This window comes from Endozoicomonas sp. SCSIO W0465 (assembly GCF_023716865.1).
Lineage (GTDB): Bacteria > Pseudomonadota > Gammaproteobacteria > Pseudomonadales > Endozoicomonadaceae > Endozoicomonas.
Window position 1 is genome coordinate 1,224,944 of the sequence record NZ_CP092417.1, and the last position, 20,181, is coordinate 1,245,124.

20 protein-coding genes and 1 pseudogene are annotated in these 20,181 nt (G+C 48.5%); 19 read left to right on the top strand and 2 right to left on the bottom strand.

The window, feature by feature from the left end; all coding sequences use genetic code 11:
• Nucleotides 1-6: 6 nt before the first annotated feature.
• From flgG to MJO57_RS05375, 18 genes are all read left to right on the top strand, one after another.
• On the top strand, nt 7-792 hold the full coding sequence (gene flgG, locus MJO57_RS05290) for a flagellar basal-body rod protein FlgG (RefSeq protein WP_101746810.1): 786 nt from the start codon (nt 7-9) through the stop codon (nt 790-792).
• Nucleotides 793-834: 42 nt separating this feature from the next.
• Nucleotides 835-1,548 carry a flagellar basal body L-ring protein FlgH gene (locus MJO57_RS05295; RefSeq protein WP_252023530.1) on the top strand — a complete coding sequence of 238 codons (714 nt, stop codon included), beginning with the start codon at nt 835-837 and terminating at the stop codon, nt 1,546-1,548.
• A 40-nt stretch (nt 1,549-1,588) separates the two neighbouring features.
• Nucleotides 1,589-2,740: a flagellar basal body P-ring protein FlgI gene (locus MJO57_RS05300; RefSeq protein ID WP_252023532.1), complete on the top strand. Its 1,152-nt coding sequence runs from the start codon at nt 1,589-1,591 to the stop codon at nt 2,738-2,740.
• 70 nt (nt 2,741-2,810) lie between these two features.
• Nucleotides 2,811-3,074 (top strand): rod-binding protein, encoded by a 264-nt coding sequence (locus tag MJO57_RS05305; protein ID WP_252023534.1) that lies wholly within the window; start codon nt 2,811-2,813, stop codon nt 3,072-3,074.
• 109 nt (nt 3,075-3,183) lie between these two features.
• Nucleotides 3,184-4,821: a flagellar hook-associated protein FlgK gene (flgK, locus tag MJO57_RS05310; protein WP_252023536.1), complete on the top strand. Its 1,638-nt coding sequence runs from the start codon at nt 3,184-3,186 to the stop codon at nt 4,819-4,821.
• A gap of 58 nt (nt 4,822-4,879) precedes the next feature.
• On the top strand, nt 4,880-5,791 hold the full coding sequence (gene flgL / locus MJO57_RS05315; RefSeq protein ID WP_256493235.1) for a flagellar hook-associated protein FlgL: 912 nt from the start codon (nt 4,880-4,882) through the stop codon (nt 5,789-5,791).
• Between the two features lie 108 nt (nt 5,792-5,899).
• The gene (flgM, locus tag MJO57_RS05320; protein WP_252023540.1) at nt 5,900-6,208 is read left to right on the top strand and encodes a flagellar biosynthesis anti-sigma factor FlgM; all 309 of its coding nucleotides are present in this window, start codon (nt 5,900-5,902) and stop codon (nt 6,206-6,208) included.
• Entirely contained in the window at nt 6,198-6,746 is a 549-nt protein-coding gene (gene flgN, locus MJO57_RS05325; RefSeq protein WP_252023542.1) for a flagellar protein FlgN, read from the top strand. The genes flgM and flgN overlap by 11 nt, the downstream gene beginning before the upstream one ends.
• A complete protein-coding gene (locus MJO57_RS05330; protein ID WP_252023544.1) occupies nt 6,746-7,594 on the top strand; it encodes an OmpA family protein in 849 nt (282 codons plus the stop codon). Before flgN ends, MJO57_RS05330 begins: the two co-directional genes overlap by 1 nt.
• A gap of 131 nt (nt 7,595-7,725) precedes the next feature.
• Nucleotides 7,726-8,043: a flagellar hook-basal body complex protein FliE gene (fliE, locus tag MJO57_RS05335; RefSeq protein WP_252023546.1), complete on the top strand. Its 318-nt coding sequence runs from the start codon at nt 7,726-7,728 to the stop codon at nt 8,041-8,043.
• Nucleotides 8,044-8,068: 25 nt separating this feature from the next.
• Nucleotides 8,069-9,727, top strand: a complete 1,659-nt coding sequence (gene fliF / locus MJO57_RS05340; protein WP_252023548.1) for a flagellar basal-body MS-ring/collar protein FliF — start codon at nt 8,069-8,071, stop codon at nt 9,725-9,727.
• Nucleotides 9,720-10,739, top strand: coding sequence for a flagellar motor switch protein FliG (fliG, locus tag MJO57_RS05345; RefSeq protein ID WP_252023550.1), 1,020 nt, complete (start codon nt 9,720-9,722; stop codon nt 10,737-10,739). Before fliF ends, fliG begins: the two co-directional genes overlap by 8 nt.
• Before the next feature lie 16 nt (nt 10,740-10,755).
• The gene (locus MJO57_RS05350; RefSeq protein ID WP_252023552.1) at nt 10,756-11,568 is read left to right on the top strand and encodes a FliH/SctL family protein; all 813 of its coding nucleotides are present in this window, start codon (nt 10,756-10,758) and stop codon (nt 11,566-11,568) included.
• The gene (locus MJO57_RS05355) at nt 11,565-12,908 is read left to right on the top strand and encodes a FliI/YscN family ATPase (RefSeq protein ID WP_252023554.1); all 1,344 of its coding nucleotides are present in this window, start codon (nt 11,565-11,567) and stop codon (nt 12,906-12,908) included. The genes MJO57_RS05350 and MJO57_RS05355 overlap by 4 nt, the downstream gene beginning before the upstream one ends.
• Nucleotides 12,901-13,314 (top strand): hypothetical protein, encoded by a 414-nt coding sequence (locus MJO57_RS05360; protein ID WP_252023556.1) that lies wholly within the window; start codon nt 12,901-12,903, stop codon nt 13,312-13,314. The genes MJO57_RS05355 and MJO57_RS05360 overlap by 8 nt, the downstream gene beginning before the upstream one ends.
• A 69-nt stretch (nt 13,315-13,383) precedes the next feature.
• Complete coding sequence (gene flgA, locus MJO57_RS05365; RefSeq protein ID WP_252023558.1) at nt 13,384-14,112, top strand: flagellar basal body P-ring formation chaperone FlgA; 729 nt, start codon at nt 13,384-13,386, stop codon at nt 14,110-14,112.
• Nucleotides 14,113-14,288: 176 nt separating this feature from the next.
• A complete protein-coding gene (locus tag MJO57_RS05370) occupies nt 14,289-16,106 on the top strand; it encodes an N-6 DNA methylase (RefSeq protein ID WP_252023560.1) in 1,818 nt (605 codons plus the stop codon).
• 136 nt (nt 16,107-16,242) lie between these two features.
• Nucleotides 16,243-17,277 carry a transposase gene (locus MJO57_RS05375; RefSeq protein ID WP_252026884.1) on the top strand — a complete coding sequence of 345 codons (1,035 nt, stop codon included), beginning with the start codon at nt 16,243-16,245 and terminating at the stop codon, nt 17,275-17,277.
• 197 nt (nt 17,278-17,474) lie between these two features.
• On the opposite strand, the gene MJO57_RS05380 is transcribed toward MJO57_RS05375, so the two are convergent.
• A complete protein-coding gene (locus MJO57_RS05380) occupies nt 17,475-18,209 on the bottom strand; it encodes an IS1595 family transposase (RefSeq protein WP_256493322.1) in 735 nt (244 codons plus the stop codon).
• Nucleotides 18,210-18,321: 112 nt separating this feature from the next.
• On the opposite strand from MJO57_RS05380, the gene MJO57_RS05385 reads away from it, so the two are divergent.
• Nucleotides 18,322-19,683 (top strand): ISNCY family transposase, encoded by a 1,362-nt coding sequence (locus MJO57_RS05385; RefSeq protein ID WP_252017318.1) that lies wholly within the window; start codon nt 18,322-18,324, stop codon nt 19,681-19,683.
• Nucleotides 19,684-19,889: 206 nt separating this feature from the next.
• Here MJO57_RS05385 and MJO57_RS05390 read toward each other — a convergent pair.
• Nucleotides 19,890-20,138 (bottom strand): annotated as a pseudogene (locus MJO57_RS05390) (transposase); the annotation flags it as partial.
• Between the last annotated feature and the right edge of the window lie 43 nt (nt 20,139-20,181).

Genomic DNA, 20,181 nt, shown 5'->3' on the forward strand with positions numbered 1-20,181 from the left:
TCTGAAATGAATCCATCATTATGGGTCAGTAAAACCGGGCTGGCAGCCCAGGAAAAGCAGATGTCGATCATTTCCAATAACCTGGCCAATGTGAATACTGTCGGGTTTAAAAGGGACAGAGCGACATTTGAGGATCTTTTTTATCATATTCAGCGCCAGCCGGGAGCGCTGAATGATCAGGATAATGAGCTGCCTTCCGGTCTGCAGGTTGGCACTGGGGTCAAAATGACCGGAACTCAGAAAGTATTTACCCCGGGCAATTATGAGACAACCAGCCAGGCGCTGGATCTTGCCATTGTGGGCAATGGTTTTTTTCAATTTGTGCAGCCAGACGGAACCCCTGTTTACTCAAGGAATGGGCAGTTCCAGATTGATGCCGATGGTCAGATCGTTAATGGTAATGGTTTGCCCCTGGAGCCGGGTATTACCATCCCTGCCGATGCTACCGGTATCACCATCAGTGATGACGGCATTGTGATGGTGAAACAACAGGGTGTGATAGATCCCCTGGAAGTTGGCCAGATAACGTTGGTTAACTTTGTCAATCCGGCAGGGCTGCTGGCACAGGGTGGCAACCTTTATCAGCAGACTACCGCCAGCGGTGACCCCATAGAGGCGTTGCCTGGTCAGGAAGGCCTGGGTTTGTTAAAGCAATTTACCCTGGAAACGTCCAATGTCAGTACCGTGGAAGAACTGGTGAATATGATTTCAGTGCAACGGGCTTATGAGATGAACTCAAAAGTTATCGCGGCAGCGGATGAAATGATGCAGTTTGTTAATCAGACACTCTGATCTGGCTTTCAAGGCGCTGTAAAAAGAGGAAGGAGTCTTTATATGAAAGGGTGGTTGCTATTACTGTCTCTGATTCTGGCTGGCTGTCAGCATCAGCCTGTAAAACCACCTGCCAGCCCGGAAACGACCGTTGAAAGCCGACACATTCAAAAGGCAAATACGAAGGCTACCAGTGAAGCGTTGCCTCAATCTGAAATTCCACCAACTGGCAGCCTGTTCAATGCCCGTTACAGCAGCCTTATGGTTTCTGACCGAAGAGCCTATCGTCTTGGCGATATTCTGACCATTGAGCTGGAAGGTACCACCAATATCAGTATGGGCGGCGGAAGCAGCACCAATAAAAGTGCGACAGTGTCCATTCCTGACCCAACGCTGCTGGGACGAAGCAGTGCCTCCATTCTTGGCAGTGGCTGGTCACTGGCCTCGGATATTCAACCAACAAGGGAGTATGGTGGCACCACGAGCTCCAGTAGAAATAACCGACTGGAAGGCAGTGTGGCCGTTAAGGTGGTTGAAGTGCTGCACAATGGCACCTTGCGTATCGAAGGGAATAAGTGGCTGACGATTAACTCAGGCCGGGAGCAGATACGAATCAGTGGATTGGTCCGTCCGGAAGATATCAGCACGGATAACAAAGTCTCTTCTGAACGTATAGCGGAGGCCAGGGTGGACTATGTTGCTTTGGGCGATAATGCCAATGCCCATGAGCCAGGATGGTTCACAAAAATGCTGAACAGTCCATTATTTCCATTTTAAAGAGTTTCCATATTAAGGGATTTCACTTCAGGGAGACGGTATGACAGGGAACAAAAGTCATTACTATTTGAGTAGCGTCTTCTTTTTTCTATGCCTGACCATTACGGTTGTGGGAACTTCTCCATTAGCCCATGGTCGTCGGCTTCTGGATATGGTTGACGTTGAAGGTGTGCGGAGTAATCAGCTGATAGGCTATGGCCTGGTGGTTGGTCTTGACGGCACCGGAGATAAGTCAGCGTTTACCAAACAATCCCTGGTAAATATGCTCAGGGAGTTTGGACTGACGATCTCTACCGTCGATGTTAATTCAAAAAATGTAGCTGCGGTGACGGTACACGCAACGTTGCCAGCCTTTTCCCGCCCGGGGCAGAAACTGGATGTTACTGTCTCATCCATTGGCGATGCCAAGAGTCTCAGAGGGGGGACTTTATTGTTTACCCCACTGAAAGGCGCTGATAACCAGATTTATGCCATTGCCCAGGGCAGCCTTATTGTCGGTGGTGTTTCTGCCGAAGGTTTGTCGGGGCGTGCGGATAATCCTGGGGCCGGGAGCAAAGTTCAAATCAACAGTACAAATGCCGGCCGTATCCCCGGCGGAGCATTAATCGAGAAAGCGGTTCAGACGCCCTTTAATTATGGTAATCATCTGGTGCTTAATCTGAAGGAGCCCGGATTCACCTCGGCACGACGTATTGTCAAAGCCATCAATAATTATTTTGGACCAGGTGTTGCTTCCGCGACCAATGGCGTGTCGATAAAAGTTTCAGCCCCTGTGGACAGTAGCCAGCGCGTTGCGTTTATGTCCATGCTTGAGCAGATCAATGTGGAGTCTGCCAGCCCGGCCGCCCGGATCGTGTTTAACTCACGGACAGGAACGGTGGTCATGGGTGAAAACGTTCGGGTCCGACCCGCTGCTGTAAGTCATGGCAATCTGGTGGTTCGTGTCAGGCAGACGGCAACGGCGAGTCAGCCCGGTGCATTCGCTGATGGTGGCTCCACCGAAGTCATTCTAAACAGTGATGTTGCCATTGAGGAAGAGGCATCGGCGATATACCTGGTGCCAGAAGGCGTGTCGTTATCAGAAGTGGTTGCGGCAATTAATGGGGTTGGCGCGACACCAACAGACCTGATGTCAATTCTGGAAGCCTTGAAGGCTGCGGGGGCTCTGGAAGCAGAGTTGATCGTGATTTAAGCCTTGCCGACTGCTTTCAATAATCAGAGAAGGAACTCAAATGCTCTCAGGTATAAAACCATCGTTTGATATGTCTATATCTGCCAATTCGCCAGCTGAAAAGGTTGAGGACATTGAGTCTGCGGCCAAGGCGTTTGAATCCTTGTTTGTCAATGAATTGCTGAAAAGTATGCGTAAAGCAAATGAAGTCATGATGGCAGGCAGTGATCTGCCCATGATGAGTAAAGACACTCAGTTCTTCCACTCCATGTTTGATTCTCAGTTAGCAGAACATTTGAGTGCAAACGGGGGGCTTGGTATTGCCCAGGCCTTGATCAGGCAGTTGGGTGATTGAGAGCCTTCAGCAGGTCTTGAGCAGGTCTTGAGCAGTTAAAGGGGCTCAAGAACCCGCTTTCAACGGTCGATGGCCTCCCAGAGCAGAAGATAAAATTCCGGAAGCCACCATGAGTTTGACTCAAATTGCCACCTCAGGATTACTGGCCAGTCAGAAAGCACTGAATGTTGCCAGTAATAATATCGCTAATGCCGAGACTGAAGGGTATAGCCGACAGACGGTCCAATACAGCCCTACCTATACGTTATACCCCGGGACAGGCGCTCTTGGCACAGGAGTAAGTGCCAGTGCCGTTAACCGCATCACCAGCAGTTTTCTGACTGCCCAGATGTGGGAGAGTCAGTCTATTGCCAGTGATAGTAATACCCATGCCCAGTACCTTAACGATCTTGATCAATGGCTGGGCAATGACAATACGTCGTTATCGAAGGGTTTTGAGCAATTTTTTTCAGCATTGAATGGCAGTTCTGTTGACCCCTATGCGTCAAGTGCACGACAGGTGGTTCTGGCTGAGGGTGTTGGGCTCGCCGAACGTTTTAACACCCTTTATGCCCAGCTACAAGGTCAGGCGACCATGATCGGCCAGCAACTGAATGCGGCAGCGGATCAGGCCAATGGTTTGCTGGCTAACATTGCGGCATTCAATGATCAGCTGCGTTCTTTATCCACAGGTAACCAGCCTGCCAATGAAATACTGGATCAGAGAGACCAGGCCATTCGGGATTTGTCCGGGCTGGTATCGGTTAATGTACTGGAGCAGCCAGATGGCTCATACAGTCTGTATATGAAATCTGGCCAGCCTCTTATTCTGGGTAATCAATTCAATGCGCTCAGCGTCAATGGTCAGGTAGATGCCGCCAATGGATTTCAATTACAGCTCAATACCGACAATTCTGAAATTCCGATTACGGGTGATCCCGGAGGCGTTATAGGAGGGCTGATTACTTATCAGTCAGAAGAGCTTGTTCAGGCACGCAATGAGCTGGGGCGTCTGGCAGTGCTGGTTTCCAGTGAAATTAATGATCAATTGCAGGCCGGAGAGGACTTGAATGGCAATTCGGGTGCTGCATTATTCAATGACCTTAAGACACCCGTTGGGGCAGTGATGGCGATGGATATATCATCGACAGCAATTTCTGCGTTAACGATTGTTAATGCCAATCAGTTGCAGGCCAGTGAATATGACTTCCGGGTAGATAACTCCGGTAATTACAGTCTGGTGCGCAGATACGACGGTGCTCAGGTTGCTTCTGGTATCTTGTCTGGTTCTGGCACTGATATTATTGCTTTTGATGGTGTTGAAATCAGTGTTGACGGGGCTGCAACAGACCAGCTTTATCGTTTATCACCGGTGCGCTACGGTGCCAGAGAGATCCAGACTTCCCTGACAGATCCGGCTGCTTTGGCATTTTCAGCGCCTGCCGGTGGAGTTGGGGATAACAGTAACCTGCTTGAGCTGTTGGCCATTCAGTCCAAAGGATTGCTCAATAATGGCCAGAGCACATTGATGACTGCCTATTCAGGGTTTGTGGGTGATATCGCCGTGCAAACGGCACGGATTAAAACAGAGGCTGATGGTGGGCAGGCCTTGCTAAGTCAGGCGGAAGCGGCTGTCAGTACCTACAGTGGCGTTAATCTGGATGAAGAAGCGGCCAGTATTCTTCGTTTCCAACAGCTTTACAGTGCCAATGCCCGAGTGATATCTGTGGCGCGTACAACCTTTGATGCCTTGCTGGCAATGTTCTGAACGAACTCTGCTCTTTAAAAAGCATTGACGGGGAAAAGCATTCCAGGGAGAAGGAAGCATGAGGATAAGTACGGGTAATTTCAATAGAGTGATGCTTCAGGTCATGCAGCAAACTATGACTGACCTGGCAAAAACTTCAGATCAGCTGTCAACCGGTAAACGAATTCTTCAGCCTTCAGATGATGCCATTGATACCGTAAAGATTTTACATCTTAATAATGAACTGACGGCTATTGGTCAATTTGAAAATAATATCAGTTCCGTTACTGGCTGGCTTCAGCAGCAGGACGCACTTTACAGTGGAATGAATGATTTGCTGCTCAGAGCAAGAGATTTGCTGCTACAAGCGTCCAATGGTACACAGAGTAATGCTGACCTCAAGTCATTTGCCACAGAGCTAGGCTCTTTGAATGAATCGCTGCTCAGTCTTGCCAATTATCAGACGGCAGATGGTCAGTATCTGTTTTCTGGTACGACGACAAACCAGCAACCGGTGGTTCAATCCGTTGGCGATTATGCCTACAACGGCAATAACCAGTATCGTCAGGTCGCCATCAGTGGCTCTGCACAGGTTCAGATTACTCAGCCCGGCAACGAACTGTTCTTTGATAACTCTGCTACCCCGCCCCTGGACAGTATTTTTGATGCGTTAACGACCGCAGTGTCTGAACTGAATAATCCAGTCAATCTGCCAACGGTTCTTGCCGATACCATTGTCTGGGTTGATGCAACCATGGAGCGCATTGGCAGCGCACAAACTCGCAGTGGCAGTGACCTGAACCTGGTGGATCGGGTTTCAGAAAGTCACGCGGATATTCGCCTTTTTGCCGAACAGTTGAAATCAGGCATTGAAAATATTGATATGGTTGAAGCGACAACCCGGTTAAATCAGCAGCAGTTGATTCTGTCTGCCAGCCAGCAGGTATATGCCAGCATCAAGCGGCTATCTCTGTTCAACTACTTTGCCTGATAGCCTTCGGTAAACCGGATTTGATCCAAAGGTCATAATCCCCGGTAATTTAAGATTTTCAATACTCTTGCCGATGTTTGTACAGAACGTTTTCGGGAGAGTGCAGTTATGTCCAGCATAAAAGGCCCAGGTGGAAAAAAGGCGGGAGCAGTCAATAGCTCAAAGGTTCGTGTAGAAAAAAGTGCCGCTGTAGACCGTTCTCCCCGGGTAGCCGAAGACCGTTTAAATGTAAGCGCCTCGGCCCAGCAAATTGATGAGCTTTTCCAGCAGCTGGCTGACTTGGATGATGTCAATGCAGCCAGAATCAGAAGTGTTCGCGAGTCAATTAAAAAGGGCAACTTTCCCATTGATTATCAGCGGCTCGCTGACAAAATTCTGGAACTTTCTGATGAACTCAACTCAGAGAATGACGACTGATTCAAAAAGTGCTGGTGATGCCTCAGCCCTCCAACCATCCGGTGTTGATAGTGGATTAGAAGACCTTTGTCAGAAAATGCTGGGTAATATTCAGGATGCCCTGGCGCTGTCGAGAAAGCTGGAGCGAGTTCTGGAGTCAGTTCATCAGAAAATGCTGGAACGTAATATTACGGCCCTTGAACACTCTCTGGAAACGCAGGTTCAACTGCTGAATATGCTGCAAATGAACGGGGCTCTTCGGGAGCACTATCTTAAGCACTTTGGCCTCAGTCCCGATCAGCAGGGAATGTCACATTTCTTTTTGCTGGTGAATCGGCAACAGCCAAATACGACAACCGTTAACGGAACGACACTGGATAAATACTGGAACCAATTAGAGGGATCAGCGAACCGTTGTCAGCAGATCAACAGTGCTAATGGACGATTGCTGGCCAGGTTGTCGGCAAGTACGCGAAAAATCATTGCGTTAACTTTTTCTGAGCAGACAGCCGCTACTTATGATCAGAATGGCCTGACCGTTAATTCAATGGCTGAATAATGAAGCATATCTTACATGGGATTGTGTTAAGCCTGTTGTTTCAGGCTTTTTTTATTCTCGCGGATGATGTGTATCCTCATGATCTTTCTGATACCCGGTGGCATCATTCCGGTAATCGCTTCTTCTGTTCGCTGAAAAACCGCGTACACGGTTTGGGTGATGTCAGTTTGACCGCTGAAGCAGGCGACAGGGAAACGCTTTCTATCGTCCCTGACCCATTCTCGGATAATGACAGGCACGTCACTGTTTCACTGGCATCGTCACCCTGGCAGGCGGTGACGGAAGACAGGGTTGTTGCCCATGCCCAACTTTATGAGGGTGACCCGCTTAGCATTCATCTCAATACATTGACCCTGATGAAAGCTTTCCAGCAGGGAAAACAGTTGAAATTGCAGATTACAACTGAGACCAGCAAAGATGTGGTTATTCAGGTTACTCCGCTGGAGGTTCAGCCGGTTGCTGAGCAGTTTTATCGCTGTATGGATGATTTACTTTTTCTCAGCTTTGAGGAGGCTGAGCATAATACTCTCTACTACTCATCGGGGAAGTTGCGCCTGGATTCCGGGCAGCGTGAACTGCTCACACATATTGCCGACTATGTTATGGCCGACCCGTCTGTTCAGCAAATAACCATTGATGCGCATACGGACTCTTATGGCCCTGAACTGGCTAACCGGGCGTTGTCTAAAAAAAGAAGTGAGACGGTTGCCGCAAGCCTGAAGCAGATGGGTGTTTCCGGGGATAAGATCTTAATGCGCTTTCATGGCGAGCGATATCCTGTGGCAGATAACCGGACAAAAGCCGGTCGTGATAAAAACAGGCGTGTCGAGATTTGGTTAAAGCGATAAATCATAACGACAACCTTCCTAAACTCTGTCAATACTCCGTCGATATCCTAAATATTCTGGAATCGTAGTTTATTCATGGGCCTTTTGAGCCTGATTCCAGATGCTATTGCGAAATGTGCAAGGGAATGCAAATGGATATCAAAGGATTACCCTCTGATGTTATCAGTCCTGTGCTGGCTGAGCGCACATCGTCAGCTCTACCTTCAGGGCATGCCTCCGGCAGTGAGCTACCGGAATTCTCACATGTGTTGAAAACTGCCATGGATAAAGTCAATGAACTGCAACAGACCGCCTCTGCGAAAATGCATGAGGTGGATACCGGTGCGTCCCAGGATCTTCTTGGAACCATGATTTCTACCCAAAAGGCCAGTATCTCTTTTCAGGCACTGCTACAGGTCAGAAACAAGGCAGTAGCAGCCTATGAAGAAATCATGCGTATGCAAATTTAATCTTTAGGTAAAGGCAGAATAAGCCATGGCAGAAACGGTAGCTGATAGCCCACCGGAGGCCTCTGGTCAGGAAGAGCAAGTCAAAGCATCCTGGCAGGTATATCTGGAGAGGGCACGATCATTTATTCAGGATAATCGTGGCTATCAAACCATCATGATGGTCATGCTGGCCGCTGGTATAGCGTTGCTGGTGGTGTTCTGGCTCTGGTCTCAGTCTGCGGATTACCAACCGCTATACGGTAATCAGGAATTATACGATGTCGCCAGCATTGTTGAAGTCCTCGACCGGGAAGGTATGGAATATAAGCTTCACCCGGAGTCTGGCCAGGTATTGGTCGATGCCGGCCGACTCAGTGAAGCCAGAATGAAGCTTTCCGTTGCGGGCGTTCAGGCAAGGTCCCCTGAAGGCCTTGATGCGTTGAATCAACAGGAGCTTGGCACCAGCCAGTTTGTTGAGGGGGTTCGATTCCTCAGAGGGCTGGAGGGTGAACTTGCCCAAACCATTATCAGTCTGAAACCGGTCAAAAACGCACGGATTCACCTGGCCATTCCCAAGAGAAGCAGCTTTATCCGGCGTCAGGAAAAACCATCGGCATCTGTTTTTGTAAGTCTTTATGCGGGTTACCGGCTGAGCTCTGAACAGATAGAAGGCATTATCAATCTGGTCGCTACCAGTGTCGCCAATATGAATAGAGAGGATGTGTCGGTCATTGATCAAAGTGGCAAGCTGCTCTCTTCAGAGGTTCTGCTGAATAACAGTGCTCTGGGAGAGGTCTCAAGGCAGTTTGATTTCAAGCAACAGGTGGAATCCCGTTACCAGGAAAGAATCAGTCATTTGCTGGAGCCACTGGTAGGCCCGGGAAATTATCGGGCCCAGGTAACGGCCAGCGTTGACTTTGAAAAAGTTATTCAGACCGTTGAACAGTTTGACCCCGGTACCGCCGTGTTGCGCAGCGAGCAGGGTAAAGAGCGGATCAATACCGGTGGTCAGGCAAGAGGTGTTCCCGGTACGTTGAGTAATCAGCCGCCGGAAGAGACCGGCCCTGAGGGTGATACTGAAACCAGTACCCAGTCTGAGTTTGTGCGTAATTATGAGGTCGACAAGGTGGTACGACAGGTTTCCAATCAGCAGGGTCGGATCGACAAGCTCAGTATAGCGGTGGTTTTTAACGAGAAGCCCGATCAGGCGCTGGGAACGGTGAGTTGGGATCAGGCCAGACTGGAGAGTATCCGTCAGTTGATCATTGATGCCACCGGTCTGGATCAGGCAAGAGGTGATCAGATCAGTATTCACACGGCACCGTTTGTGCCTGTGGCAAGTGTTGCTCCGGAGCCCCTTGCCTGGTGGCAGCAACCTCAGGCGTTGTACTACGTCAAATATGGTAGCGGCACGTTACTGGCGGTTATGGTGCTGATGTTTCTTATTCGTCCATTAATGAAGCAGCTGACCGTTAATCTGGAGCCTCCTAAAGAGTCTTTACCGGCACTGGTTGAAGGTGGTGCACAGGACAGTCAGGAAGGAGAAGAAAATGAGCGCCGTATTCTGTTTGACGAAACGTTCAATTTGCTCCCTCCTGAACTGGCAGACTTTGAAACCCAGATAACTCATATGAGAAAACTGTCGACCAAGCAGCCTGAGCGGGTTGCCCAGGTCATTAAATTATGGATGAGCAGCTATGACTGATTCGACAGCACTGGCTTTACGACAGCCGACGACCAGAGATATTGCTATTTTACTGCTGAGCCTGGGTGAGAAAGGTGCAGCCAAGGTAATGGGGCATCTCAGCCAGAGAGAGGTTCGCCAGATCAGTGCTTCAATGGCCGCCATGGCACCACTGAAACGTGACCAGGTGCAGGAAGTTCTGGAACTTTTCTTTCACACCTATCGTTATGACAGCGGTTTAACCGGTTCATCCCGGGGGTATCTGGATAAGACGTTGAAGCTGGCCCTGGGAGATAAAGAAGCAAAGGGGGTGATGGACTCCATTTTTGGTGATGAAGATAACTCTCTGGAAACCATGAAGTTAATGGACTCAGCAACCATTACCGAGTTGATTGCGGGTGAACACCCTCAGTTGCAGGCTGTCGTTCTGACCTATCTTGAACCAGAACAGGCCGCTGAAGTATTGCAGCGATTGCCGGTCGCCTCTCATCAGGATCTCTTGTCCAGGGTCGCAAGACTTGAAGAACTCCACCCTTCCATTTTGCAAGAACTGAACCGGATGTTTGATGACAATATTGGCCGACTGGGCACCAGCCATAACACCACGGTCAGTGGCCTACGACAGGTTGCCGATATTATGAACCGGATGGGGGAAACTACTGTTAAAAATGTCCTGGGCTTCTTTAAAGAGCAGGATAAGAAGCTGGCAGAAAAAATTGAACAACAGATGTTTGTTTTCGAGCACATTGTCCGTCTGGATGAGGATGTATTGCGCAGAATTATCAGTGATGTCAGTCAGGATATTCTGGCGTTGGCGCTTAAGGGCGTGGCTCAGGATGTGATGGATGCCATTCTGGCTACCATGACCAAACGTACTGCAAAGTTTCTTCTGGAAGATATTGAAAACCTCGGTTCTGTCCGTGCCAGCCAGGTGCAGGGCGCAAGGAATGATGTTCTGCGCATCGCTCGGCAGCTGGCGGCCAGTGGCGAAATTGAGCTGAGCTTCAATGATGATGAAGAGATGATCGAGTAATTGCCAAGAGGCTACCATGAAAAACAGAAACAGGATCTGGCAGCCTGAGACAGCAGCCTATAAACGGTTTCAGTTTCCCGTGCATGATCGTAAGTCCATTCAGGAGCACAATGGCGCAGTTTCTACTGAAAGCGAAGCAGGCCCATTTAAAGAAAAAAGTTACCAGACTCACGCTATCAAGCCAGAACCCGCTATCCATAATTCAAATAACGTGCAGAGCTTAGACGCCAACGAAAAAGCGCTGGCAGACAATAATGCTGCAAAGGTACAACATGTTGCAGAGTTGCAAAAAGTTGAGAAGCAAAGCTATCAACGGGGTTATGAAGAAGGAAGGCGTCTGGGGTTTGAGGAAGCCTCCAATAAAGTAGCCAGTCAGGCGCAGCAGGTTTCTGAACAACATAAAGCCTTTCTTGAGAACCTTCATAAAGAACTGGCATCACTTCAGACTGAGCACCTTAAAAATCGTGAACAACTGTCTGTCTGGCTTGGGCAGGTGGTGGAAGAAGTATGCCGTCAGGTGGTTCGTAAGGAGGTCAGTACGCAACAGGGACAAATTGTCGAGATTATTCGCCAGACACTGGATCTTATACCTGAGAGTGATGAGTACTCGATTCTTGTTTGCGGGCAGGATGCAGAGCTTCTCAGAGAGGTGAAACCTGATTTTGGTATTCCATGGCAACTGTCAGTCAGTCATGAGCTGACTCCCGGAGACTGTCGTATTGTTGCCAGTGATGGAGAGGCCGATGCCCGGCTGGAGAGCAGGCTGATGCAATGTCTGGATATTATCCGGGAATCTCTGCCTGCAGACCTGGAGGTGGTCTCTTCATGACGGGGCTGACAATGGATGGTGATAACCTGATCAATCGCTTGCGTTGCGTTCCCGTGGCCACCGTCACTGGCAAGATCGCCTCAATCAATGGCTTATTGCTTGAGGCGACAGGTATCAAATTACCTGTTGGCCAGCTGTGTCGTATTCGCTCACGATCGGGGGGGGAGTTTGACGCAGAAGTGGTTGGATTTAATAAAAATCAGTCTTTCCTTATGTCATTGTCTAATCATCAGGATGGCCTGGCTCCGGGTGACCTGATTATTCCGGCAGCAGCGAATAAAAGTATACCGATCGACAGTGGACTCATTGGACGTGTGATAGACGCCATGGGGCAACCATTGGATAACCGGCCACTGGTTGTCAACGAGCGGATACCTGCTTTGCCTCACCCTATCAATCCAATGCATAGAAGAGCTGTTGATACCCCGCAGTACGTTGGGATCAGGGCAATTGATGGACTGTTAACTTTAGGCCAGGGGCAGAGAGTTGGACTGTTAGCGGGGAGTGGTGTCGGTAAGAGTACATTACTTGGCATGATGACCAGAAACACTCAGGCGGATGTAACGGTGGTCGGGCTTATCGGTGAGCGCTCCAGGGAAGTGAAAGAGTTTGTTGAAAATACCCTGGGAGCAGAGGGGATGGCCCGCACCATCGTGGTTGCTGCGCCGGGTGATGAATCTCCGGTCAGAAGAATTCGTGCAGCTTCCTATTGTCATCGCATTGCAGAGTACTTCCGGGATCAGGGAAAGTCAGTCTTACTGCTGATGGACTCATTAACCCGATATGCCCAGGCGCATCGAGAGGTTGCACTGGCCATGGGGGAAGCGCCTGCCTCACGGGGATTTCCTCCTTCGGTATTCAGTAAAATTCCCATTTTGCTGGAACGCTCTGGCACAGGCTCAGGCAATGGCGCTATTACTGCCGTCTATACCGTTCTGGCGGATGGCGATGACCTGATGGATCCTATAGTAGACAGTGCTCGTTCGGTACTGGATGGGCATATTGTATTGAGTCGGGAACTTGCCGAAAAAGGGCATTACCCGGCCATTGATTTGGACAAATCGATAAGTCGGGTGATGCCCCAGGTGGTGGATGAACGTCACCGGGAAAATGCCGGTCACTTTCGTCGCTACTATGCCAGGTATAACCAATTTCAGGAGCTTATGGCCATTGGTGCCTATCAGGCGGGAGCTGATCTTGAGCTGGATCGTGCCATTGAGCTGCGGCCGTCCATGGAGCAGTTTCTTCAACAGAGCCGCTTTGAACAGGTGAACCCGGAAGATAGCACCCAGCTGCTTAATCGCATGATGTTAAGAAAGGAAGTGTTGACCCATGGCTGATGAGCAGCAGCTTAAGAGTCTCTGCAAAGCGATGGATTGCCAAACCAGACGGCTGCAACAAAAGGTTGCTGTGGCACAAACCGAAGTATTGGCGCTTGATCAGCAGAAACAGCTGATCACTGGTTCTCAACGCAGCAGTGCCCTGAATTTTGGCCATACCGTTAATGCCTTGTCATGCTGGAATCGAAATCAGTTCTCCGCTTTGGTTAACGACGTTTTATTATTACTGGATCAGAAACTAGCCGCGAAGCAGCAGAACTTTGAGCAATTGGAAACCAGCCTTGAAGAGCAGAAGAAAAAAACTCGGGTGCTGGAGCATCTTTCCCATAAGGAACACATCAAAAACAGAAAACGAGCAGATCAACTGATGAAACGTGAGTTGGAAGAAGTCTTACAACGATATTGATACTGGTTTTCCCATAAATAGATGATTGTGATAGCCTGATTGCTGAATGAGCAAAAGCAGGGATCGCATATGTCATTCAGAAAACCGCTTCTGTCCGGTATTTTCACCTCATTACTTTTTGCCCCATTGCTATTTGGCAGCACGCCTCTTTCCGCAGCCCGGCCGTCGATTGAAGAGACCATTAATGATCAGGTTGCCAACTATTTAGATAAGTCTCTTGGCGACTTCCTGCAAGCCTACCCTGATGCCAGCCAATCGATAACGGTAAGACCATTAAAAAAGATCCCCGGACATTGTCAGCAGACTCTGAGGGTTTCCAGACGGTCTGATCATCGTCCACCTGTTGGCCAGTTAAGGCTGAACGTTGAGTGCCCCGGGCAATGGCGACATTATGTGACTGCCGATGTAGATGTTCAGGTTCCTGCGGTTCATGTTCGTAAGGCGTTATCCCGTGGAGATATCATCACTGAAGATGCTTTGCAGCTTCTGAGTGTTTCCTGGGAGAAATTGAGAGGAGAGTTTTTCCAGAAGCCTGAACAGGTATCCGGGCGACAGCTGAGGCGCTCACTGTCAATAGGTAGTCTGGTTTCCGGGAGTGCCCTGGTTCCTGATTATCTGGTTCAGAAGGGGCAAGTGGTCACCATACTGGCGGGGCGTGACAACCTGTATGTTGCCATGGCCGGTATTGCGCTGGAAAGTGGCTTAATGTCTGAGACTATCCGGGTTCGCAATCGCTCCTCAGGAAAGGTGGTGGATGCCCGGGTGATCGCAGAAAATAAAGTCCAGACCGGGTTGTAATATATTTGGATGCTTTTCAGTATGTCATCAGGAAAAATCCGCACATGAAATGGCTAATCATCTGCTGATTAGCTTTTTCTGCAGCGAAATATCAAATCAGCAGATGATTAAATATACGCTTCATTGACTACGTTCATCTGCTGCTTATTTTCTTTTAATTTCATCAGGGATAGATAATGGGAAGAGAGATAGTAAATGCACTGGCACCGGATCAGCTCAGAAAAAACAGCTGGTATCCGGATTATATTCATCTGATGGGGCAGCTATTAACCTGGTGCTACTTGAGTGAGCATGGTCTGCTCAATGAAGAGATACGGTTTAACGGGGATATCTACAATACTGCTGACCAATCATTGATGGCAGGAATAATTTCAGCAGGTCTGTCAGGCGTTTCAGCCTTTCGAAGTGATCCTGTCTGGAATTCAGCGTGGTCAAATTACCAACACTATCTCCAGATTATTCCTTCTTCAGAACTTGAACGACTAACGGCTTCTCTTGCTACAGCAAGGCGACATGGGCTTATCAGGTATGATGAGCTGCCGGATATTCTTTATGGTAAATATCTACAAGTTCGGCCATCCCTGCCCACGGAGGTTAGAGATCTGATGGTCAACCTGTTACCAAAAGACCTTCAGCACAATATTTATCTTTCTGGCGACGGAGCCTTTGGCTTCATGCCTTTACTGAAAGGCCAAAGTATACAGCTGTTCTCTGAACACCCCCAGCCTGAGACAATGCCCTCTCTTATTTCTTTACTGAGTAGCCATGTGACTCTGCAAGAAGGCGACCCGGTCTTGAATCCGGCTTTTTTCCAACATGGCAGGCTTAAAAAATTTTCTTACGGTGTCGGTGTTTTATTGCATGATCACTGCTATAAGGTGAATGAAGTCAGGGATCTATTTGGCCGGTTTTCTTCGGGCATACGTCAGAAGGAAATATTGTTTGTTACTCATATGCTTCACCAATGCAGTGGCTCAATGGTTCTGGTGATCCCTGGTCGTTTTCTCCTGAAAAATACCGCTGAAAGCCGAAACTTCCGGAAAAAATTGATTAAGGATGGACGTCTTTCCGGAGTTATCCGTTTACCTTCCGGTTTATTACCAGGGCGGGCACAGCCCTTGTTTGTTCTTGTTTTTGGGGGGGATACGTCCAATACAATTTGCTTTATCAACAGTGATAACGATTATTTTAAGGCCGTCGCGGTGAAAAGGCGTGGAGAAGCAAAGTATCGATTAAATAGCCCGGATGTGATTGTCGAAGAAATCCGGGATCCCGGAAATACCAGAGTCAGTTATCAGGTAAATTGCACTGATTTATTGAGTGCTGGCGATACCAATTTCCCACTGGATCCGGGCCATTATTTGGGAGCCAATCGTTCCGTGGTTTTTCGTTCCACCGGAGCGGTTTCAGCATTGGACGATGGGTTTGAAATTATTCGGGCCCAGGCGTTGAGAGGTGTGGAGCATCAGCAGGATATCCGGATATTCATGGAAGTGACTGTCAATGATATAAACGATGCCGGATTAGTTGAAGCACCAAAACGTGCTGTTCAGATTGGTCCTGACAAATTGCAAAGAGCGAAAGGGCAGACATTACAAGCTGGCGATATATTGCTGGCGATAAAGGGGCAGGCGGGAAAACTGGCATTAGTTCCAGAGTTATGTGGCAATAACTGGGTTGCTGGCCAGTCCTTTGTTATCTTACGACAAAAGCCTGGTAATGGGCTCCATAGCCCGGTTGTCCTGTTTCGATTTCTGAAGTCTGAGACGGGCCAGAAACTGATTGATTCCATACGTACAGATAATAATGTGCCATTTATCCACAGTCAGGATTTAAAGCAATTACCGGTACCTTGCTGGTCCGACCTGGAGCAGGAGCAGGCCTGTCAGGCCCACGAGGAAGTGTTAAAACTCTATGCCAGGATGAAATTTTTCCGGGAAAAGGCTGAGCTGATTGAGCGGGCAATACTAAAAGAAGTTTTTGATTACCACTGATCGTACGTCATGACACAGGGAAAGATAATTTAAGAATATACGTGCAGCTTTTCATTCTTTATGTCTAGGACTTACGCATTGACAACAGGCTCTAAAATTTGATAATGCCAAAAAACAGATGTCTTCAGGGATGAAAGTGAGAACTACCACTCGACCGACCACTGCACGATGCACTCTTGCAAAATACATTGGCTTTTTGATTAGTGAGCCAAAATCATCAACATGCACAAGACTGGCCGAGGTTACCGACTTTTCTCACGATAGCGCAAACCGCTTTCTTAAGCGTGAAAACTATCAGCCCAAAGATATGTACGATGAAGCAGTCAAAAGTTTAAACCCTATTGGCGGCACCCTGAGCGTTGATGACAGCGTGCTCGACAAACCTTATAGCTACTCCGTGGCACTGGTTGGCCACTTTTGGTCGGGTAAACATCACCGAGTGGTTAAGGGAGTTAACCTCATCACCCTTTATTACACCGACGTATCCGGGCGCCATATGCCGGTGAATTACAGGATATACGACAAATCGGAAGACAAGACAAAAAACGACTACTTCCGTGAAATGTTGATTGAAGTGCTGGTATGGGGGCTGAAGCCAGCGTTCGTTACCGGTGACTCCTGGTACAGCTGCACGACTAACCTGAAGACGATTAAAAACCATCAGACTGGGTTTATGTTTGCCGTTGAGAAAAACAGGACAGTATCACTGGAAAAAGGTAAATGGCAGCAGGTTCAACACCTCGACATCCCCGACAATGGTCTGGATGTATGGCTCAAAGACTTCGGTAAGATCCGGTTGTTCAGGACGATGCTAAAAGACCAGCGTCGCCACTACGTGGTTTACTTGCCAGAGGAAGTCCCTTTTGAACGCAATGACTTCAAGCAGATCCATGACCAGCACTGGCAGATCGAACAGTTTCACAGGGCGATCAAGCAGGTTTGCCATATTGAGCACTTTCAGGTTCGCAGCGAACGACCCGTCAGAAACCATATATTTGCTGCAATTTTAGCTTTTGTTTATCTCCAGAAAATGCAGATAGAGCAGGAGTTTACGAATATTTATCAGCACCAACGGGGGCTGTTTAAAGAGACAATAGGCGCTTTCATTGAGAGTTTTGCAAAGGGGAAGGATCACCTCCTACCAAAATTTATCGGTGTCATCAATGCGTAAGTCCTAATGTCTATAACCCGGTAAAGAAATAATAGAACCTCTCCAGTATTACCGGTGGAGCAGGCATCATGACGGCTTGTTCTCCAGATTATCAACTAAATTCGGTTTCATAACCGCTCCGAACAAGCAAAGACCCACATCATCATTCGAAATAATGATATTAATACGTCAACTGACTTTCAATTATCGGTTGATGGCTAACCCGGTTTCCACTGGACGTCTGGCAGTTTGAGAAGTCGATCCGGCATCGGTGCTGTATTGACTGCAGCCCGACCTAGCCTTGAGATCATTGAAGGCATATCAAAACGCCGGTTAAACCGATAGTTGAACTCTGATAGATAACGGCCCAGATGCTTGGGGTCGAGCTTATGGTAAGTACCGGTAATCGCTGTTTTCACGTTTCCCAGCATGGTATTTACCCAGGTGAACAACTCATTCTCCATGGATGCATGCCCACCACCGGTAATGATGGCTGTGTGCTGGCATCCGGCATCTTCAATACCCCGGAAACAGGACAAGCCATCGCTGACGGCCCGGACACCCTTTTTCAGGGCATGTTCTGCCCACTCCTGAATGGTTTTTCGCCGGAAGTTATCAACGGCATTGAACTTCATGTAGATAGGGTGGTTATCAGCATCTGTCTGAACTGCGGCCACGAAGGGGGCTTTGTTCTCTGAGCCTCTGCCCCGGCGGCCTCCGTGGCGCTCTCCGCCCCAATAGGCGTCATCAATCTGAACAAAACCACTCAACTGCCAGCTGTTATCTCTTTCCATCATGACCTGCATGAGTTTGTGTTTCATGCGCAATGCGGCATTGTAGGAAATGCCAAGTTGTCGATGAAGCGTCAGGCAAGAAATCCCCGCTTTATTCTGGGTGACGAGATAGATACCCAGAAACCAGGTAGCTAGTTCTCGTCCAAAAACACAACCAATTGAAAACTGTAGATTTTATCCTGAAAAATTAAGTGGAGCCCTACTGCTATCTGGCGACTAAACTTCCCAAGAGCAAGAAACATAAGGGATTGCCAAAAACAGAGGACTCCAAATGCGCAAAAAACGCAACCCGCAGTGTAGTATGGAACTCCATTACGTACCTCATGAAATCTGCTCCCAGCTTTCCGGTATCTCGCAATGGCTTGACGCCCATCCACAGTTCAATGACTGGATTTATGAGGACTTAAGTTCTGGTGATAAACAGAACACTGGGCGGAACGGACTATCAGCAGAATCCGTTCTTCGTGCGGCACTCCTGAAACAGTATTTGAATTGTGATTATGACTACTTGTCGTTTGTTTTGATGGACTCCATGCTCTTTCGAGACTTTTGTCGCCTCGAACCAAACCAGCGCCCCAGTCGCTCCAGTTTGCATGGGCTCATCAGCCTTCTTACTGCATCTACATGGGAACGGATTAATAACTGTCAGCTAATGACCGCTAAAGATCAGGGTATTGAAAAAGGGCGCACTGTGGCTATTGACAGCACAGTCACCGAATCGGATATCAAACCTCCTTGCGACAGTGATCTTTTAGCCAGTTCCGTTAAAGAAATTTGTCGGCTGCTGGAACGGGGACAAACACTGACAGCGACACCGCTTTATGAATATACCCATCACAACCGAGCCGTAAAAGATGCGGCCAGAAAATGCATCTACGCTGGCAAAGAAGAGCGGCATCAGCATTATAAAAAACTGCTGCAGTTGACCCGAAAATCCCGGAAGGTACTTATCGAAGCTACTGTCACGCTAGCAAACGCCCGTCAGCAGGGGCAGTGTCTCCTGGCTGATGATGCCGACAAGTGGCAGGCCGATGTGGATCACCTGTTACCCCTGGTGGATGCAATAGTCTCCCAGACAGAGCGCAGGGTCTTTAAGGGTGAAAAGGTGCCAGCCCAGGAAAAAGTGGTTAGCCTGTATGAACCCCATACGGATATCATCGTAAAAGACAGGCGGCAAGTACAGTATGGCCATAAACTGAACCTGGTTCAGGGAAAAAGTCGATTGATCCTGGACCTGGTTATTGAGGAAGGTAACCCAGCGGATTCGGACCAATTCATTCCGATGATGGAAAGACAAAAAGAAATTTATGGTCGTGTACCTCGCCAGACAAGCGGTGACGGCGGATACGCGTGTCGCGCTAATTTGGAAAAAGCCAAGGCCATGGGAATCAGCGATGTAGCTTTTAATAAGAAGCGCGGACTTGAAGTCGAAGAGATGACTAAAAGTCAGTATGTGTATAAAACGCTCTTTCGCTTCCGGGCAGGTATTGAAGCGGGAATTTCGTGGCTAAAGAGATGTTTTGGGCTATCACGTTGCCACTGCAAGGGTTCTGAGCGTTTTGATTCTCATTGCTGGTTATCGGTGGTCTGTTACAACCTGGTGATTCTGGCCAGACACCCGGCACCATCCTGATAGCCACCTCCACGCTACATGAAAGTACCTTTCCAGCATGGTGGGAGGATGTTTTCTGCCTGCTTTTCGCGTTTTTCTCCAATATCCGTCCCAGATTAGAGAAAAAAAGGGAAGAGTTTTTGCGGCTCTCTGGAATTTCAGGAAATATCAAAACGCACGTACAATCTAATTATGATTGCCTGATGCGTTTTTGGACGAGAACTAGCTAGAGGCAGCTTTGTTGAGTCAAAGATAGTGTTACTGGTAAGCGAGGTTTGGCAACGGCAGCAATTGCACTGGAATTCAGCTTTCCGGTGAAGCTTGCAGAAACTGCGGGAGCCACACTTCGGGCATTGGAAGCCATCTGGCCAGCGCCAAGAGGACAGCGCGTTCTCACACTGCTCTTCACTGCCGTAATTAGCCAGAAATTGCATAATGCCAAGGCCTTTTTGGAACTGAATGGTGTTTTTACACATCAGTTTTACCTCCAAAACACATGACTATCGACGTTTATTATAG

Coding starts and splice junctions, on each gene's coding strand:
- fliF (WP_252023548.1), top strand. CDS start 8,069: ATGGCAGAAACGGTAGCTGATAGCCCACCGGAGGCCTCTGGTCAGGAA.
- MJO57_RS05350 (WP_252023552.1), top strand. CDS start 10,756: ATGAAAAACAGAAACAGGATCTGGCAGCCTGAGACAGCAGCCTATAAA.
- flgM (WP_252023540.1), top strand. CDS start 5,900: ATGTCCAGCATAAAAGGCCCAGGTGGAAAAAAGGCGGGAGCAGTCAAT.
- MJO57_RS05385 (WP_252017318.1), top strand. CDS start 18,322: ATGCGCAAAAAACGCAACCCGCAGTGTAGTATGGAACTCCATTACGTA.
- MJO57_RS05370 (WP_252023560.1), top strand. CDS start 14,289: ATGGGAAGAGAGATAGTAAATGCACTGGCACCGGATCAGCTCAGAAAA.
- MJO57_RS05300 (WP_252023532.1), top strand. CDS start 1,589: ATGACAGGGAACAAAAGTCATTACTATTTGAGTAGCGTCTTCTTTTTT.
- fliG (WP_252023550.1), top strand. CDS start 9,720: ATGACTGATTCGACAGCACTGGCTTTACGACAGCCGACGACCAGAGAT.
- flgG (WP_101746810.1), top strand. CDS start 7: ATGAATCCATCATTATGGGTCAGTAAAACCGGGCTGGCAGCCCAGGAA.
- flgA (WP_252023558.1), top strand. CDS start 13,384: ATGTCATTCAGAAAACCGCTTCTGTCCGGTATTTTCACCTCATTACTT.
- MJO57_RS05330 (WP_252023544.1), top strand. CDS start 6,746: ATGAAGCATATCTTACATGGGATTGTGTTAAGCCTGTTGTTTCAGGCT.
- fliE (WP_252023546.1), top strand. CDS start 7,726: ATGGATATCAAAGGATTACCCTCTGATGTTATCAGTCCTGTGCTGGCT.
- flgN (WP_252023542.1), top strand. CDS start 6,198: ATGACGACTGATTCAAAAAGTGCTGGTGATGCCTCAGCCCTCCAACCA.
- flgL (WP_256493235.1), top strand. CDS start 4,880: ATGAGGATAAGTACGGGTAATTTCAATAGAGTGATGCTTCAGGTCATG.
- MJO57_RS05305 (WP_252023534.1), top strand. CDS start 2,811: ATGTCTATATCTGCCAATTCGCCAGCTGAAAAGGTTGAGGACATTGAG.
- flgK (WP_252023536.1), top strand. CDS start 3,184: ATGAGTTTGACTCAAATTGCCACCTCAGGATTACTGGCCAGTCAGAAA.
- MJO57_RS05360 (WP_252023556.1), top strand. CDS start 12,901: ATGGCTGATGAGCAGCAGCTTAAGAGTCTCTGCAAAGCGATGGATTGC.
- MJO57_RS05355 (WP_252023554.1), top strand. CDS start 11,565: ATGACGGGGCTGACAATGGATGGTGATAACCTGATCAATCGCTTGCGT.
- MJO57_RS05295 (WP_252023530.1), top strand. CDS start 835: ATGAAAGGGTGGTTGCTATTACTGTCTCTGATTCTGGCTGGCTGTCAG.